Source organism: Hydrogenophaga aquatica (assembly GCF_054780915.1).
This window is the reverse complement of sequence record NZ_BAAGVK010000012.1, coordinates 106,783-121,610: the sequence shown is the minus strand read 5'-3', so window position 1 is coordinate 121,610 and position 14,828 is coordinate 106,783. Positions and strand designations below refer to the sequence as shown.

Annotated in this window: 11 protein-coding genes; 6 read left to right on the top strand and 5 right to left on the bottom strand. The window is 66.7% G+C overall.

Annotated elements, in window-relative coordinates; all coding sequences use genetic code 11:
* Window positions 1-10 precede the first annotated feature (10 nt).
* Window positions 11-1,624: a diguanylate cyclase domain-containing protein gene (locus ACYVHH_RS11830; protein WP_460565375.1), complete on the top strand. Its 1,614-nt coding sequence runs from the start codon at window positions 11-13 to the stop codon at window positions 1,622-1,624.
* Here ACYVHH_RS11830 and ACYVHH_RS11825 read toward each other — a convergent pair.
* Together ACYVHH_RS11825 and ACYVHH_RS11820 are read right to left on the bottom strand one after the other, a co-directional pair.
* Window positions 1,606-2,244, bottom strand: a complete 639-nt coding sequence (locus ACYVHH_RS11825; protein WP_460565374.1) for an MBL fold metallo-hydrolase — start codon at window positions 2,242-2,244, stop codon at window positions 1,606-1,608. The two genes, ACYVHH_RS11830 and ACYVHH_RS11825, sit on opposite strands and share 19 nt — an antisense overlap.
* Window positions 2,245-2,276: 32 nt before the next feature.
* Window positions 2,277-4,214, bottom strand: coding sequence for a GspE/PulE family protein (locus tag ACYVHH_RS11820; protein WP_460565373.1), 1,938 nt, complete (start codon window positions 4,212-4,214; stop codon window positions 2,277-2,279).
* 116 nt (window positions 4,215-4,330) lie between these two features.
* On the opposite strand from ACYVHH_RS11820, the gene ACYVHH_RS11815 reads away from it, so the two are divergent.
* Together ACYVHH_RS11815 and ACYVHH_RS11810 are read left to right on the top strand one after the other, a co-directional pair.
* Window positions 4,331-6,496: an FAD-dependent oxidoreductase gene (locus tag ACYVHH_RS11815; RefSeq protein WP_460565372.1), complete on the top strand. Its 2,166-nt coding sequence runs from the start codon at window positions 4,331-4,333 to the stop codon at window positions 6,494-6,496.
* Between the two features lie 165 nt (window positions 6,497-6,661).
* On the top strand, window positions 6,662-9,193 hold the full coding sequence (locus tag ACYVHH_RS11810) for an MASE3 domain-containing protein (protein ID WP_460565371.1): 2,532 nt from the start codon (window positions 6,662-6,664) through the stop codon (window positions 9,191-9,193).
* Here ACYVHH_RS11810 and ACYVHH_RS11805 read toward each other — a convergent pair.
* Window positions 9,139-10,008, bottom strand: coding sequence for an AraC family transcriptional regulator (locus ACYVHH_RS11805; protein ID WP_460565370.1), 870 nt, complete (start codon window positions 10,006-10,008; stop codon window positions 9,139-9,141). The genes ACYVHH_RS11810 and ACYVHH_RS11805 overlap by 55 nt on opposite strands.
* Before the next feature lie 99 nt (window positions 10,009-10,107).
* Between ACYVHH_RS11805 and ACYVHH_RS11800 the strand changes: the two genes are divergently transcribed.
* Complete coding sequence (locus ACYVHH_RS11800) at window positions 10,108-11,064, top strand: DMT family transporter (protein ID WP_460565369.1); 957 nt, start codon at window positions 10,108-10,110, stop codon at window positions 11,062-11,064.
* A gap of 25 nt (window positions 11,065-11,089) precedes the next feature.
* On the opposite strand, the gene ACYVHH_RS11795 is transcribed toward ACYVHH_RS11800, so the two are convergent.
* A complete protein-coding gene (locus ACYVHH_RS11795) occupies window positions 11,090-11,893 on the bottom strand; it encodes an exodeoxyribonuclease III (protein ID WP_460565367.1) in 804 nt (267 codons plus the stop codon).
* Between ACYVHH_RS11795 and pyrE the strand changes: the two genes are divergently transcribed.
* Together pyrE and ACYVHH_RS11785 are read left to right on the top strand one after the other, a co-directional pair.
* Window positions 11,892-12,599: an orotate phosphoribosyltransferase gene (gene pyrE / locus ACYVHH_RS11790; protein ID WP_460565366.1), complete on the top strand. Its 708-nt coding sequence runs from the start codon at window positions 11,892-11,894 to the stop codon at window positions 12,597-12,599. The genes ACYVHH_RS11795 and pyrE overlap by 2 nt on opposite strands.
* Window positions 12,600-12,609: 10 nt before the next feature.
* Window positions 12,610-13,305: a DUF4124 domain-containing protein gene (locus tag ACYVHH_RS11785; protein ID WP_460565365.1), complete on the top strand. Its 696-nt coding sequence runs from the start codon at window positions 12,610-12,612 to the stop codon at window positions 13,303-13,305.
* A gap of 36 nt (window positions 13,306-13,341) precedes the next feature.
* Here ACYVHH_RS11785 and gatB read toward each other — a convergent pair whose 3' ends face one another.
* Window positions 13,342-14,817 carry an Asp-tRNA(Asn)/Glu-tRNA(Gln) amidotransferase subunit GatB gene (gene gatB, locus ACYVHH_RS11780; RefSeq protein WP_460565364.1) on the bottom strand — a complete coding sequence of 492 codons (1,476 nt, stop codon included), beginning with the start codon at window positions 14,815-14,817 and terminating at the stop codon, window positions 13,342-13,344.
* Window positions 14,818-14,828: the final 11 nt, after the last annotated feature.

Below are 14,828 nucleotides of genomic sequence, written 5' to 3'. Positions count from 1 at the left end.
CGGGTGCCCCATGCCTGACGCGCCAAGAACCCTGTCAGCCATCCTCCTGTGGGCGGATGGTGTGCCGGTGTGGTGGCTGCTGCTCCCCGTGCTGCTGGTCACAGGCACCCTGACGCTCTACATCCACCGCATCAACCTGCGCCTGCGCGAAAGCGCACGGGTCAGCAAGGCGGCCGAGCGGCGCGAGAAGTTCCGCGGCCACGTTCTGGAATTGTTGGCGCATGACCAGCCGCTGCCCACCGTGCTGGACGCCATCGTGCGGGGCGTGGAAACCAACAACCCGGGCATGCTGTGCACCATCCTGCTGCTGGACGAACCCACTCAGACCTTCCGCGCAGGCGCCGCCCCCAGCGTGCCCGAGTTCTACAGCCGGGCGATCGAAACGGTGACCATCGGCCCGGGCGTGGGTTCCTGCGGCACGGCGGCCTACACCGGCCAGCGGGTGGTCGTCGAGGACATCGAAACCCACCCCTACTGGGCGCCGTTCAAGGCACTGGCGCTGCAGGCCGATCTGCGCGCGTGCTGGTCCGAACCCATACGCTCGGGCACCGGGCGGGTGCTGGGCACGTTTGCCATCTACCACCGTGTGCCGCAAAGCCCCACGGTCGAGGACATCCTGCTCATCGAACAAAGCGCGCAACTCGCGGCCATCGCCATCGAGCGGGCGCGCTCGCAGGAGGCCCTGCGGCTGAGCGAGACCCGCCACCGGCTGCTGGCCGACAACGCGTCGGACGTGATCTGGACCATGGACCTGGATGGCCGCTTCACCTACGTCAGCCCCTCGGTGGAAAAGCTGCGCGGTTATTCACCTGCCGAGGTCATGGGGCAGACGCTGGAGGTATCCCTGTCGCCCGACTCGGCCCGCGCGGCGCGGGAAGGGCTGCAGCGCATCATGGCGGCGCTGCAGTCGGGCGCGCAGATCGGCCCCATCCCGCCCATTGAGCTGGAGCAGCCCTGCAAGAATGGCGGCACGGTATGGACCGAGGCGACCATCTCCGTGATGCGTGACGAAAGCGGCAGCTTCATCGGGGTGCTGGGCGTGACGCGCGACATCACCGAACGGCGCCATGTGCAGCAGCGCATGGCCTACCTGGCCCAGCACGACCCGCTCACCGGTCTGCCCAACCGCACACTGCTGGACGACCGCATCCGCCAGGCCCTGGGCCACGCGCGCCGCGACCGCAGGCAGGTCGCGCTGATGTTCCTGGACCTGGACCGTTTCAAGCCCATCAACGACCTGCACGGCCACGCCATTGGCGACATCCTCCTGCAACAGACCGCCCGCCGCATTGGCGACTGCCTGCGCGCCACCGACACCGTGGCACGCATCGGCGGTGACGAATTCGTCGTCCTGCTGCCCGTGGTGGATCAGCCGGGCTCTGCCCTGGCCGTCGCCGAGAAGATACGCGAGGCGCTGGCGCGCCCGTTCGAGCTGCAGGGCCTGCGCCACGAGATTTCCTGCAGCATCGGGATCGCGCTGTACCCCGAGCATGGGCCGGGCGCGCTGGACCTGGCCCGCCACGCCGACGCGGCCATGTACCAGGCCAAGGCGCGCGGCCGCAACCAGGTGACGCTGTACGAGCGTCCGCTCGCCACGGACACTGGTCAGGTGCCGCGCACGTAGGGGTTGCTGCGGCGTTCGCGCCCGAAAGTGCTCTCCGGGCCGTGGCCAGGAATGAAGACGGTGTCGTCCCCCATGGGCCACAGGCGCTGGGTGATGCTGTCGATCAGCTGCTCGTGGTTGCCCTGCGGGAAATCGGTACGGCCAATGCTTCCCGCGAACAGCACGTCACCCACGAAGGCACGCTGGGCTTCGGGCGAATGAAACACCACGTGGCCGGGGGTATGCCCGGGGCAGTGCCGCACGTTCAGTGTGCAGTGGCCCACCTGCACGGTATCGCCGTCGTGCAGCCAGCGCGTGGGGGTGAAGTGCCCCGCTGGCGGAAAGCCGAACATGGCGCTCTGGTGCGGCAGGCCGTCGATCCAGAACTGATCGCCCGGGTGCGGGCCGACGATGGGCAGCTCCAGCCGCCGCGCCAGCTCGGCGGTGCCACCCGCGTGGTCGATGTGCGCGTGCGTCAGCCAGATCTGACCGAGCTTGAGCCCCAGGTGCTGTGCCTCGGCCAGCACGTGGTCCAGGTCGCCGCCGGGGTCGATGACGGCGGCCTCCATGGTCTCGTCGCACCAGACGAGGGAGCAGTTCTGCTGAAAGGGTGTGACGGGGACGGTCTGGTAACGGAACATGGCGGCGATTGTAGGAGGCTGCGCCGCAGGGTTCACAGGTTGGTGGCGGCAATTACCTCCGACAGGTCGGTCAGCCCGGCCACCACCTTGTCGATGCCGTCCTGCCGCAGGGTCTTCATGCCCGCCTTCAGCGCGGACAGGCGGATGTCGCCCGCCGAAGACCGGTGGCGCACGTGGTGGCGGATCTCGTCGTCGTTGAGCATCAGCTCGTAGATGCCCAGCCGCCCCTTCAGGCCCCGGCCCTCGCAGGCGTCGCAGCCCTTCTTGGTGAAGGTGCGCAGGTAGCGCCCGCCGTCACCGTCGTCAACGCCATAGGCGTCTTTCCAGCGTTCAATCTGCGCCGCCAGGTCACGGTCGTCGTAATGCTGCACCCCGTCCAGGTACTGCGTGGCCAGCGACAGTATCTCGTCAGTGGTGGCCGGGCGCGCCTGCACGCACTTCTTGCACAGGCGGCGCACCAGGCGCTGCGCCAGGATGGCCAGCAGCGAGTCCGAGAAGTTGAAAGGATCGATGCCGATCTCCAGCAGCCGCGTGATACTTTCAGGCGCGCTGTTGGTGTGCAGAGTGGACAGAACGAGGTGCCCGGTCAGTGATGCCTCCACGGCAATGCGCGCGGTCTCCTCGTCGCGCATCTCGCCGATCATGATGACGTCGGGGTCGGCGCGCAGGAAGGTGCGCATGGCCGCCGCGAAGGTCCACCCGATGCGGGGGTTCATCTGCACCTGGCGCAGGCCTTCCTGGGTGATCTCGATGGGGTCTTCGGCGGTCCAGATCTTGCGGCTGTCGGTGTTGATGTCGGAAATGAGCGAATGCAGCGTGGTGGTCTTGCCGCTGCCGGTGGGGCCGCACACCAGGATGAGCCCATAGGGCTTGAGCGCCATGCGGCGCAGGTCGCTCAGGTTGGACGGGCTCAAGCCAATGCTGTCCATGGGCATAGGTTTGGAGCCCGCCAGCAGGCGCAGCACTACGTCTTCGAGGCCGCTGGTGGTGGGCACGGTCACGACGCGCAACTCCGTCTTGGTGCCGCCAAAGCGCGCGAAATCGATCTTGCCGTCCTGCGGCTTGCGGTGCTCGGAAATGTCCATGCCCGCCATGATCTTGATGCGCGCCACCAGCGCGTAACGAAAACGCGATTCGATCTCCAGGTAGCGCACCAGTTCGCCATCCAGCCGGAAGCGCACCTTCACCTTCTTGGGCGGCGGCTCGGTCTCGATGTGGATGTCGGACGCCTTCTGCGCGATGGCCTCTTCGATCAACGAATTGATGAGCCGCACCAGCGTGTTGTCCGACTCGCTGACCACGTCGGCCTCGGGCTCGTTGCTCACGTCGCTGGCGGTCTGCAGGTCCAGGGCCAGTTCACGCGCGGCGGCATGGTTGTCGGCCTTGCGCTTGGCGGCCACCTCGGCAGGCGGCTGGCGCTCGTAGGCTCGGGCAATCGCGGGGGCCAGCGTGCCCGGCGCGGCCAGCACCGGCACAATGCGCCGCTGCGTCATGAAGCGCAGCTCATCCAGGAGGCGTTTGTCCAAGGGGTCGGCCATCAGCACCACCAGCAGGTCTTCGTGCTGCATCAGCGGCAGCACTGCCTCGCGTTCGGCCACGTGGTGCGGCACCATGGCCACGGCTTCGGGGTCGAAGATGAACTGCCCTGGGTCCAGCACGCGGTTACCCAGCCAGCCGGCAATCACGTGGCGCAACTGCGGCTCGGTGAGCATGCCCTTGTCCACCATCTGCTGGCCCAGCTGCCGGTAGATACCGATCTTGCGTTCCTCGAACTGCGCCAGCAACGCGGCCTTGAGCTGTTCGTTGTTGATGACGCCGCTCTTGACCAGCGCCTCGCCCAGGTGCCGCGCACCGTGGGCCGTGGATTGCGGGTTCTGCAGCAGCGCCCACAGCTGATCGGGCGTGCGGGGCTGAGGATATTGGCTGGCAGGCGGTACGGTGGCGATGTCGGTCACGGCATGGGTGGGCAAGCTGCTACGCCGACATTGTGCCCGGCACCGCGCCCCATGCGCAAATACCCCGGGCAGGACACTCGGCTACCGGAATGCTAAGCTGCCAGCCCTTCCCCCTGTGCCGCCGCAACAAGATGAAACCCCACGCCCGACGACTGGCCCTGCTTGCCCTGGTGCTGCTGCCCGGCCTGGCGTTCGTGGCGTTCGATGTGCAGCAGCACCTCTCGCTGGAAGGGCTGCGCGCCGGGCTGGACCGCTTCGCGGCCTGGCGCGAACAGGCGCCCTGGGCCACAGCAGCCGCCTACCTGCTGTTCTACGTGCTGGTCACCGCCCTGTCGCTGCCGGGTGCGGCGGTGCTGACGCTGGCGGGCGGCGCGCTCTTTGGCCTGTGGCAGGGGCTGCTGCTGGTGTCTTTCGCGTCCACCATCGGGGCCACGCTGGCCTTCTGGGTGGCGCGCTACCTGCTGCGCGACTGGGTGCAGGCCCGCTTTGCGACACGGTTGCGCGCCATCAACGAAGGTATCGAGCGCGACGGCGCCTTCTACCTGTTCTCGTTGCGGCTGGTGCCGATGTTTCCGTTCTTTCTCATCAACCTGCTCATGGGCCTGACGCCCATGCGCACACTCACCTTCTACGGCGTCAGCCAGCTCGGCATGCTGGCGGGCACGGCGGTGTACGTGAATGCAGGCACTCAGCTGGCCAGCATTGGCAGCCTTGGCGACATTGCATCCCCCGGGCTGCTTTTGTCCTTCGCGCTGCTGGGCGTGTTTCCCTGGTTCGCGCGGCTGGGCCTGCGCACGCTGCAACGCCGCCGCGTGTACGCCCGCTGGCAGCGTCCGGGCCGTTTCGACCGCAACCTCGTGGTCATCGGCGGCGGGGCCGCCGGACTGGTCACGGCCTACATTGCCGCCGCCGTGAAGGCCAGGGTGACGCTGGTGGAAGCCCACCGGCTGGGCGGCGACTGCCTGTACACCGGCTGCGTGCCCAGCAAGGCCCTGCTGCGCAGCGCCAAACTGGCCCACCAGATGCGCAACGCCAGCCGCTACGGCCTGCGCGACATGGAGCCGGCCCTGTCCTTTCGCGAAGTCATGGACCGCGTGCGCAGCGTGATCCGCCGCATCGAGCCGCATGACAGCGCCGAACGCTACACCTCCCTGGGCGTGGAAGTGCTGCACGGCCACGCACGGCTGGTGGACCCGTGGACCGTGGAAGTCCGGCTGAACGGCGGTGGCACGCAGCGGCTCACCACGCGCAGCACCGTCATCGCGGCGGGTGCACGCCCCATCGTCCCGGCGCTGCCGGGGCTGGACGAAGTCAACGTCGTTACCAGCGACACGCTGTGGGATGCCTGGGGCGAACTGGACGCCCCACCGGCACGCCTGCTGGTGCTGGGTGGCGGCCCCATCGGGTGCGAACTCGCACAGGCCATGGCGCGGCTGGGTTCCCAGGTGACCCTGGTGGAGATGGCGCCGCGCCTGCTGGCCCGCGAGGACGATGACGCCTGCGCCCTGGTGACCCAGGCCCTGGCGGACGATGGCGTGCGGCTGTGCTGCGGCCACCGCGCTTTGCGCGCCGAACGCGATGCCCAGGGGTGCCAGTGGCTGGTCACCGAACACCAGGGCTCGGAACACCGTCACGCCTTGGACGCCCTGCTGTGCGCCGTAGGCCGCGAAGCCCGCCTTGGCGGCTACGGGCTGGAAGAGCTGGGCATACCCACGCAGCGCACCGTCGTCACCAACGACTACCTGGAAACGCTCTACCCCAACATCTACGCCGCTGGCGATGTGGCTGGCCCCTGGCAGTTCACCCACACGGCTGCGCATCAGGCCTGGTACGCGGCCGTCAACGCCCTGTTCGGGCAGTTCCGCCGCTTCAAGGTGGACAGCACAGTGATTCCCCGTGTCACCTTCACCGACCCCGAGGTGGCCAGCGTGGGTCTGACCGAAGCCGACGCCCAGCGCCAGGGTGTGCCTTTCGAGGTCACCCGCTACGGGCTGGACGATCTGGACCGCGCCATCGCAGACAGCGCGGCAAAGGGCTTCGTCAAGGTACTCACCGAACCAGGCAAGGACCGGATCCTGGGCGTGACCATCGCTGGCGAGCACGCTGGCGACCTTTTGGCCGAATACGTGCTGGCCATGAAGCATGGGCTCGGCCTCAACCGCATTCTGGGGACCATCCACAGCTACCCCACCCTGGCCGAAGCCAACAAGTACACGGCTGGCGAATGGAAGCGTGCGCACGCGCCGCAAACCGTGCTGCGCTGGCTGGAGCGTTACCACGCCTGGCGCAGGGATTGAGAATACCCCGCAGGGTTGCTGGGGATAGAACAAGCGCCCCAGCATTGCATCTATAGTTTCTTTGCGTCTTTGAAAAATTCAAAACGAAAAAACATGGAGCAACACTGATATTTATTCGAGGCCACAGGCCAAGGAAAATTTTCAGTGTCATTTTTGACCTTTCAAATGATTGATGCCAGCCATCAGCCCCAGGCACGTCAGACCATCTTCACGCTGGCGGGGCTGGCTGTGTTGCTCGGGCTGATCTATGTCCTCCCGGCGCCGCCCGGGGCCAAGGGCATCGCGGGGTACCTGCCCCTGCACATGGGCCTGGAGACGCTCAGCATCGTGACCGCCTGTATCGTCTTCGCCATTGGCTGGAATGGCCGGCGGGATCAGGTGCCCCTCAATGTCCAGCTTCTGGCATGCGGTTTTCTGGGGGTGGCCTTGTTGGATTTCTCACACATGCTCTCTTACGATGGCATGCCGGAATATGTCACCCCCAACGGCCCGGAGAAGGCCATCCACTTCTGGCTGGCAGCGCGCTCGCTGGCAGCGCTGACGCTGTTGGCCGCCGTCGTGCTGCCCTGGGAAGTCCATCCGGCATTCCCTCGCTGGTGGGTGTTGGCGCCCATCCTCGCGGGCGTGGCAGGCCTGCACTGGCTGTTCATGGCCGCGCCCCACGTGCTGCCGGCCACCTTCGTTCCAGGAGAAGGGCTCACCGGGTTCAAGGTGGGTTTCGAGTACCTGCTGGTGGCGCTCTACGCGCTGGCGGCCGGCATCCTTTGCTGGCGCATGCGGCACCCTCGCCAGTTCCACGCGGCGGCCTTGCTTGGCGCGGCTGGCACCATGGCGCTAGGCGAGCTGTTCTTCACCTTCTATGAAGACGTCACCGACGTCTACAACTTGGCCGGGCACGTCTACAAGCTGGTGGCCTGTGTCTACCTGTACCGGGCGGTGTTCGTGCAAACTGTTCGCCAACCCTACGAACAGTTGCGCGAATCGCAGCATGCGCTTGAGCGCCTGAGCCAGCACATGGGTGCGGAACACGCCCGGCTGGACAACATCATCGCGGGCACCCGGGCCGGCACCTGGGAATGGAACGTGCAGACAGGCGAAACCCGGTTCAATGAGCGCTGGGCCGGTATCGTGGGCTACAGGCTCAGCGAACTGGAACCCGTGTCCATCGAAACCTGGGGCAGGCTCTCCCACCCCGACGACCTGGCACGTTCGAACGAGGCGCTGCAAGCGCATTTCAACCAACAGGCCGACTTCTACGACTGCGAAGTGCGGATGCGCCACAAGGACGGGCACTGGATCTGGGTGCACGACCGCGGCAGGGTACGGGAATGGACTGCCGACGGCAAACCGCTGTGGATGTTCGGCACCCACATGGACATCACCGGACGCAAGCAGGCCGAAGCCATCCACGCCGAACTGCTGACGCGGCTGCAGGAACTGTCCAGGCACGCGCCTGGCGTTCTGTACCAGTACCGCCTGCGGCCGGACGGCACATCGCATTTCCCCTACTCCAGCGAACGCATGCGGGACATCTACGGCTGCAGCCCCGAGGACGCCGCGCAGGACGCGGCACCGGTCTTCTCGGTCATCCACCCGGAAGACGCGCTGCGTGTCGCAGACGGCATCCGCACATCCGCAGCCACGCTAGAACCCTGGCACGACACCTACCGCATCAACCACCCCACGCGCGGCGAGCGCTGGCTGGAAGGCAACGCCACGCCGCAACGCGGCGAAGATGGCTGCATCACCTGGCACGGCTACATCCGCGATGTGACCGAGAGCCAGAAGGACAGGGAACGCCTGCAACTGGCGGCCAGCGTCTTCGATGCCAGCCAGGAAGCCATCATGATCACCAACGCAGACCGCGTCATCGTGGACGTCAACGCTGCGTTCAGCCAGGTCACGGGGTACGGCAAAAACGAAGCCCTGGGCCAGAAACCCCGTAGGTTCAGCTCGGGTCAGCATCCCCTGGCGTTTTTCGACGCGATCGACGCGCAGCTGGAACAGGAAGGCCGCTGGCAAGGGGAGCTGTGGAACCGCCACAAGAACGGACAGGTCTACGCCACGCTGATGTCCATCGCCGCGGTGCGTGACAGCACTGGCCACATCAGCCATTGCGTTTCCATCTTCACCGACATCAGCGGCATCAAGGCGCACCAGAGCGAGCTCGACCGGCTGGCCAACCACGACGTGCTGACCGGCATTCCGAACCGGCGCCTGCTGGAAGACCGGCTGGAGCAAGCCTTGGCCCACGCCCAGCGCCACCAGAGCACGCTGGCGGTGTGCATGCTGGACCTGGACGGATTCAAGCCCGTGAACGACACGCACGGCCACCAGGCGGGCGACCGCCTGCTGATCGAACTGGCGCGCCGGCTGACTGCGGTCCTGCGGGCAGACGAAACGGTGGCGCGCCTGGGAGGCGACGAATTCGTGCTGCTCTTCCGCGACGCCGACCCCACCGCCGCCATCGAACGCGTCTTGCAGGTGGTGCGTGAGCCCGTGAGTCTGGGCGAAGGCGTGGTCGTCCAGGTGTCTGGCAGCCTGGGCATCAGCCACTTCCGCCCCGGCATCAAAGACGGTGACCAGCTGTTGCGCGAGGCAGACCAGGCGATGTATCAGGCCAAGAGCGGCGGCCGCAACCGCTATGCGGTGTTCACCCCGTCACCCAGCCCCGCCCAAGAACTATTCGCGGGATGACCAGTGGCCAGGCCTGGTGGCGGGGCGTTCCTGCGGTATTCGTCCGGCGTCACGCCTACGCGGCGGCGGAACATGGCAATGAATGACGACGCCGATGCGTAGCCCAGGTCCTGCGCGATGCTTTCCACCGTCTCCCCCGCCTGAAGCCGGGGCATGGCCTTGACGACCCGCAGACGCTGGCGCCACTCGGCCAGCGTCATGCCCAGCCCGCTCTGGCAGCGCCGCAGCAGCGTGCGCTCCGTGGTGTGCGCGTACACAGCCCATTGCGCCACGGACCGTTCGTCACCCGGGTCCGCGTCCAGTGCCTGCAACACCGGCAGAAGCAGCGGATCGTCGGCCGTGGGCAGGTAGCTGCCCGTGCCTTCGGCGGCGGCCAACCGGTCCAGCACCACCTGCAGGAGCCGCTCCTGCGCCGGCGTCCTGGACGGCGGCGGCGGGTGCAAACGCAACTCGTCGAGCAGCGCCCGCAGCAACGGGTCCACCGTCAGGGCACAAACCGTTTCGGGCAGCCCCTGCACGTGCTCAGGTGCAACGTACAGGGAGCAGTGGCAAGCCTCCTGCCGGTTCAGCCCCCGGTGCTCCACGTTGGGTGGCAACCACAGGCCGTACTGGGGCGGCACCAGGTAGTAGCGGTCCTGCACCTCGACTTCCATGACGCCGCTGAACGCGTACACAAACTCCCCCCAGCTGTGGCGGTGCCGGGGGTAGGTGCCGTCGGCCGGCACCTGCGCCACCCGGAAATAGAGCGGGCCGGGCAGCGTGTCGGTGAACGGTGAGGTGTGCAGGTGGCGTGCAACGGAACGGGTGCGGCGCATTTTGGCGGGCGGGCGTCATGGTCTGTCTGTTTTTCATTATGTATTGAACATCCGTCAGCCAGACAATACCCCTCCGACCCACGAACCCTGCTTCCCACCTTGGACACCAGACAACCCCTCGACGGCCGGGCCATCGGCCTCATGACCATCCTCTGCCTCACCTGGAGCATGCAGCAGATCGCCCTCAAGGCCACGGCGCAGGACTTTTCCCCGGTGCTGCAGATTGCGCTGCGTTCCGGCGTGGCCGCTGCGCTGGTGGCGCTGCTGATGTGGTGGCGGGGCGAACGCCTGCAGGTGGCGGGTGTGTGGAAACCCGGCCTGGTGGTGGGCGCGCTGTTCGCGTTTGAATACCTGCTGGTGGGCGAAGGGTTGCGCTTCACCTCGGCCGCGCACATGGTGGTGTTCCTCTACACCGCGCCCATCTTTGCCGCGCTCGGCCTGCACTGGAAGCTGCCCGCCGAGCGGCTCGCGCCGCTGCAATGGCTGGGCATCCTGCTGGCGTTCTCGGGCATTGCCATCGCCTTCCTGCTGCGCCAATCCGGCAATGACGAGGACTGGTCACGCATCCTGTGGGGTGATCTGCTGGGCCTGCTCGGCGGCATGGCCTGGGGCGCCACCACCGTGGTCATACGCACCACGCGGGTGGCCGCGCTGCCCGCGAGCCAGGCGCTGCTTTACCAGCTGGCCTGCGCCTTCGCCTTCCTGCTGCCCGCCGCCTGGCTGATGGGGCAGACCACCTTCCACCCCACGCCTCTGGTGCTGGGCAGTCTGGCCTTCCAGGCCGTGATCGTGTCGTTCGCGAGCTTTCTGGTGTGGTTCTGGCTGCTGCGCCAATACCTGGCATCGCGCCTGGGGGTGTTTTCATTCCTCACGCCGCTGTTTGGGGTGTTGCTGGGCGCCTGGCTGCTGGGCGAGCCGGTGGAGCCCAGCTTCCTGGCGGGCGCGGCCATGGTGCTGGCGGGGGTCGTGCTGGTCAGCGGGCACGGCTGGCTGGTGCAGCTGTGGACACGGCGCCGCGCAGGCACGGCCACCACCGGCCCCGGCGCGCAAGGCTGACGCCCCAGAGCGCGCAGGCGTCAGTTCAAAGCTGGAAACCATAGTCGATCGTCAGCGGCGCGTGGTCGCTGAAGCGCTGTGCCTTGAACACCTGGGCCGACCTTGCGTGCTCTGCCAGGCCCGGCGTGGCCAGGTGGTAGTCGATGCGCCACCCCACGTTCTTGGCCCAGGCCTGGCCCCTGTTGCTCCACCAGGTGTAAGCGGCCTCGGTCTCGTCGGGGTGCAGGCGGCGGTACACGTCCACCAACCCGCCTTCGTTCAGCAGCCTGGTCATCCAGGCGCGCTCCTCGGGCAGAAAGCCGCTGTTCTTCAGGTTGCCCTTCCAGTTCTTCAGGTCCTTCTCGTGGTGAGCGATGTTCACGTCCCCGCACAGAATCACCTCCCGCCCGGCGCGCAAGGCCGTCAGCCAGGGGTAGATCAGGTCCAGGAAACGGTACTTGGCCTCCTGGCGCTCTTCGCTGGACGAACCGCTCGGAAAGTAGCAGCTGACGATGCTGAGCTTGCGCGATGGCGTGTCGAAGCGCAGCTCCACGTAACGGCCCTCGTCGTCGAATTCGGTGTTGCCGATACCGATGACCACGTCGCTGGGCTCGTGTCGGCTGTACACAGCCACGCCCGAATAGCCCTTCTTCTGCGCGTAGTGGAAATGACCGCGCATGCCCGCCAGCGACTCGAAGCGCCCCGCCACGTCGGGCGCCTGGGCCTTGAGCTCCTGTACGCAAATACAATCGGGCGCAGTGGCCGCAACCCACTCTTCCAGCCCCTTGGAGGCTGCGGAGCGGATGCCGTTGAGGTTGAGGCTGGTCAGTTTGAACAAGGAATTCCCCATGGTAGATGAAGCGAACACGCCAGGCGCACAGGACGCGCTGGCACAGGCATTTGTGCAATTCTCCGTGGAATCGGGTGTGTTGCGCTTTGGCGAGTTCAAAACCAAGGCGGGCAGGCTTTCGCCGTATTTCTTCAACGCTGGCCTGTTCGACGACGGCGGCAAGCTTGGCCGCCTGGCAGAGTTCTACGCCAAGCGCATCCTGGCCAGCGGCATCGAGTTCGACATGATCTTCGGCCCCGCGTACAAAGGCATCCCGCTGGCGGCGGCAGTGGCCATCGAACTGGCACGCCTGGGCCGCAACCTGCCCTTCGCCTACAACCGCAAGGAAGCCAAGGACCATGGCGAAGGCGGCACGCTCGTGGGTGCACCGCTCAAGGGCCGCGTGCTCATCATCGACGACGTCATGAGCGCGGGCACCGCAGCCCGTGAATCCATCGCGCTCATCAAGGCGGCGGGTGCCACACCGCACGCCGTGGCCATCGCGCTGGACCGGCAGGAAATGGCCACGGAAGCCGGCCCCGACGGACAAGTCCGCGATGTGCCCTACAGCGCCGTGCAGTACGTGAGCGAACAACTGGGTCTGCAGGTCTGTGCAATTGCCAAGCTGGCGGATTTGCTGCAATACTTGGAACAACAAAGAGGCGGGGGCATGGCGCAACACAGCGACCGGGTGCGCGCCTACCGCGACCGTTATGGTGTGAACTGACTTCCCTCGCATGGACCTCACTGCCCACTCTGCCCTCGCCAACCGTTCTGCCCAGCCGGCCGAGCGTTCCGGTGCCATAGGCCTCTTCAGCCTGCGCTTCGGCCTGGGCACCCTGGGTGCGCTCTGGTCCATCGGAGCCTGGGCGCAGACGGGTATCTACACCTGTGTGGACGCCAAGGGGCGGCGCATCACGTCCGACCGGCCCATTGCCGAGTGCATGGACCGCGAGCAGCGCGAGCTCTACCCCAGCGGCGGCGTCAAACGGGTCATCCCGCCCGTGCCCACGGCGGCAGAGCGCTCGCAGGTAGAGGCGGCCCAACGGGCACAAGCCGACCGTGAGAACCGTGCCGCGGAAGAAAAGCGCAAGGAGCGGTTGCTGGCCTCGCGCTTTCCCAACCAGGCGGCCCACGACAAGGCTCGCGCCGAAGCCCTGAATCAGCTCGATGCCCAGCTGGCGCTGGCCCAGCAGCACATGGCCACGCTGGAGCAGCAGCGCCGGGCCATCGATGACGAGCTGGAGTTCTACAAGCGAGACCCTGCCAAGGCCCCGCCTCAGCTGCGGCGCCGTCTGGATGAGAATGCCCAGCAGCGCAGCAGCCAGACCATGCAGCTGGCGGATCTGGAGCGCGAAAAGTCGCGCATCAATGCGCGCTACGACGACGAGCTGGCACAGCTGCGCCGGCTCTGGGGCGAAGCCGGCCAGTGAACCGCACAGGCGGCACCCAGGCCGCCCGCGCATCTTTCAGCCCAGCTTCTTCTTCAGCAGCTCGTTGACCTGCCCCGGGTTGGCCTTGCCCTTGCTGGCCTTCATCACCTGGCCGACCAGGGCGTTGAACGCCTTGTCCTTGCCTGCGCGGTATTCGGCCACGTTCTTCTCGTTGGCGGCCAACACCTCGTCGATGATGGCTTCCAGCGCGCCGCTGTCGTTCATCTGTTTCAGGCCCTTGGCCTCGATCAAGGCATCCACCTGGGCCTGCGGCTCACCAGCCGACGCCTCACCGCCCCACAGTGCGTCCATCACTTGCTTGCCCGCGTTGTTGCTGATGGTGCCATCGGCAATGCGTGCGATCAGCGCGGCCAGCTGCAACGCGCTCACGGGCGCCTCGGCAATGTCGCGCTCCTCGGCATTCAGACGGCGGGACACCTCGCCCATGATCCAGTTGCTCGCCAGCTTGGGCTGCCCGCAAGCCTTGGCGGCGGCCTCGAAGTAGGCGGCCATGGCCGGGCTCTGCGTCAGCGTGGTGGCGTCGTACTCGGGCAGGCCGTAGCTGGCCACGAAGCGATCGGCCATGGCGCGCGGCAGCTCGGTCATGCTGGCGCGCACGCGCTCCACCCACTCGCGCTCAATCACCAGCGGCGGCAGGTCCGGGTCGGGGAAGTAGCGGTAATCGGCCGCATCCTCCTTGGTGCGCATGGCACGCGTTTCGCCCGTGTCGGGGTCGAACAGCACCGTGGCCTGCTCGATCTCGTAGCCATCCTCAATACGCTCGATCTGCCAGCGCACCTCGAAGTCGATGGCCTGCTGCATGAACTTGAAGCTGTTGAGGTTCTTGATCTCGCGGCGTGTGCCCAGCGGCTGGCCCGGCTTGCGCACCGACACGTTGGCATCACAGCGGAAGGAGCCTTCCTGCATGTTGCCGTCGCAGATGCCGATCCAGGTCACGATCTTGTGCAGCTCCTTGGCGTAGGCCACGGCCTCGGCGCTCGAGCGGATGTCGGGCTCGGTCACGATCTCCAGCAGCGGTGTGCCCGCGCGGTTGAGGTCGATACCGCTCATGCCGTGGTAGTCCTCGTGAAGGGACTTGCCAGCGTCTTCCTCCAGGTGGGCGCGCACCAGGCGCACGGTCTTTTTCTCGTCACCCAGGTAGAAGCTCACCTCGCCGCCCTGCACCACCGGTATCTCGTACTGGCTGATCTGGTAGCCCTTTGGCAGGTCGGGGTAGAAGTAGTTCTTGCGCGCGAAGATGCTGCGCTCGGCCACGTGCGAGCCTACGGCCAGCCCGAACTGGATGGCGCGCTCCACCGCGCCCTTGTTCATCACCGGCAGCGTGCCGGGCAGGGCCAGGTCCACCGCGCAGGCCTGGGTGTTGGGCTCGGCGCCAAAGGCCACCGATGCACGGCTGAAGATCTTGCTGTTCGTGGAGAGCTGGGCATGGGTCTCGAAGCCAATGACGACTTCGTAACCCTGCACCAGCAGGGAAGCTTGTGCTTTGCTCATGTTTTATCTGC

What these genes read in the sequence shown, in the direction of transcription:
- gatB (WP_460565364.1), bottom strand. Translation starts at nt 14,817, where the DNA reads ATGAGCAAAGCACAAGCTTCCCTGCTGGTGCAGGGTTACGAAGTCGTC.
- pyrE (WP_460565366.1), top strand. Translation starts at nt 11,892, where the DNA reads ATGGTAGATGAAGCGAACACGCCAGGCGCACAGGACGCGCTGGCACAG.
- ACYVHH_RS11805 (WP_460565370.1), bottom strand. Translation starts at nt 10,008, where the DNA reads ATGCGCCGCACCCGTTCCGTTGCACGCCACCTGCACACCTCACCGTTC.
- ACYVHH_RS11795 (WP_460565367.1), bottom strand. Translation starts at nt 11,893, where the DNA reads ATGGGGAATTCCTTGTTCAAACTGACCAGCCTCAACCTCAACGGCATC.
- ACYVHH_RS11825 (WP_460565374.1), bottom strand. Translation starts at nt 2,244, where the DNA reads ATGTTCCGTTACCAGACCGTCCCCGTCACACCCTTTCAGCAGAACTGC.
- ACYVHH_RS11810 (WP_460565371.1), top strand. Translation starts at nt 6,662, where the DNA reads ATGATTGATGCCAGCCATCAGCCCCAGGCACGTCAGACCATCTTCACG.
- ACYVHH_RS11815 (WP_460565372.1), top strand. Translation starts at nt 4,331, where the DNA reads ATGAAACCCCACGCCCGACGACTGGCCCTGCTTGCCCTGGTGCTGCTG.
- ACYVHH_RS11785 (WP_460565365.1), top strand. Translation starts at nt 12,610, where the DNA reads ATGGACCTCACTGCCCACTCTGCCCTCGCCAACCGTTCTGCCCAGCCG.
- ACYVHH_RS11830 (WP_460565375.1), top strand. Translation starts at nt 11, where the DNA reads ATGCCTGACGCGCCAAGAACCCTGTCAGCCATCCTCCTGTGGGCGGAT.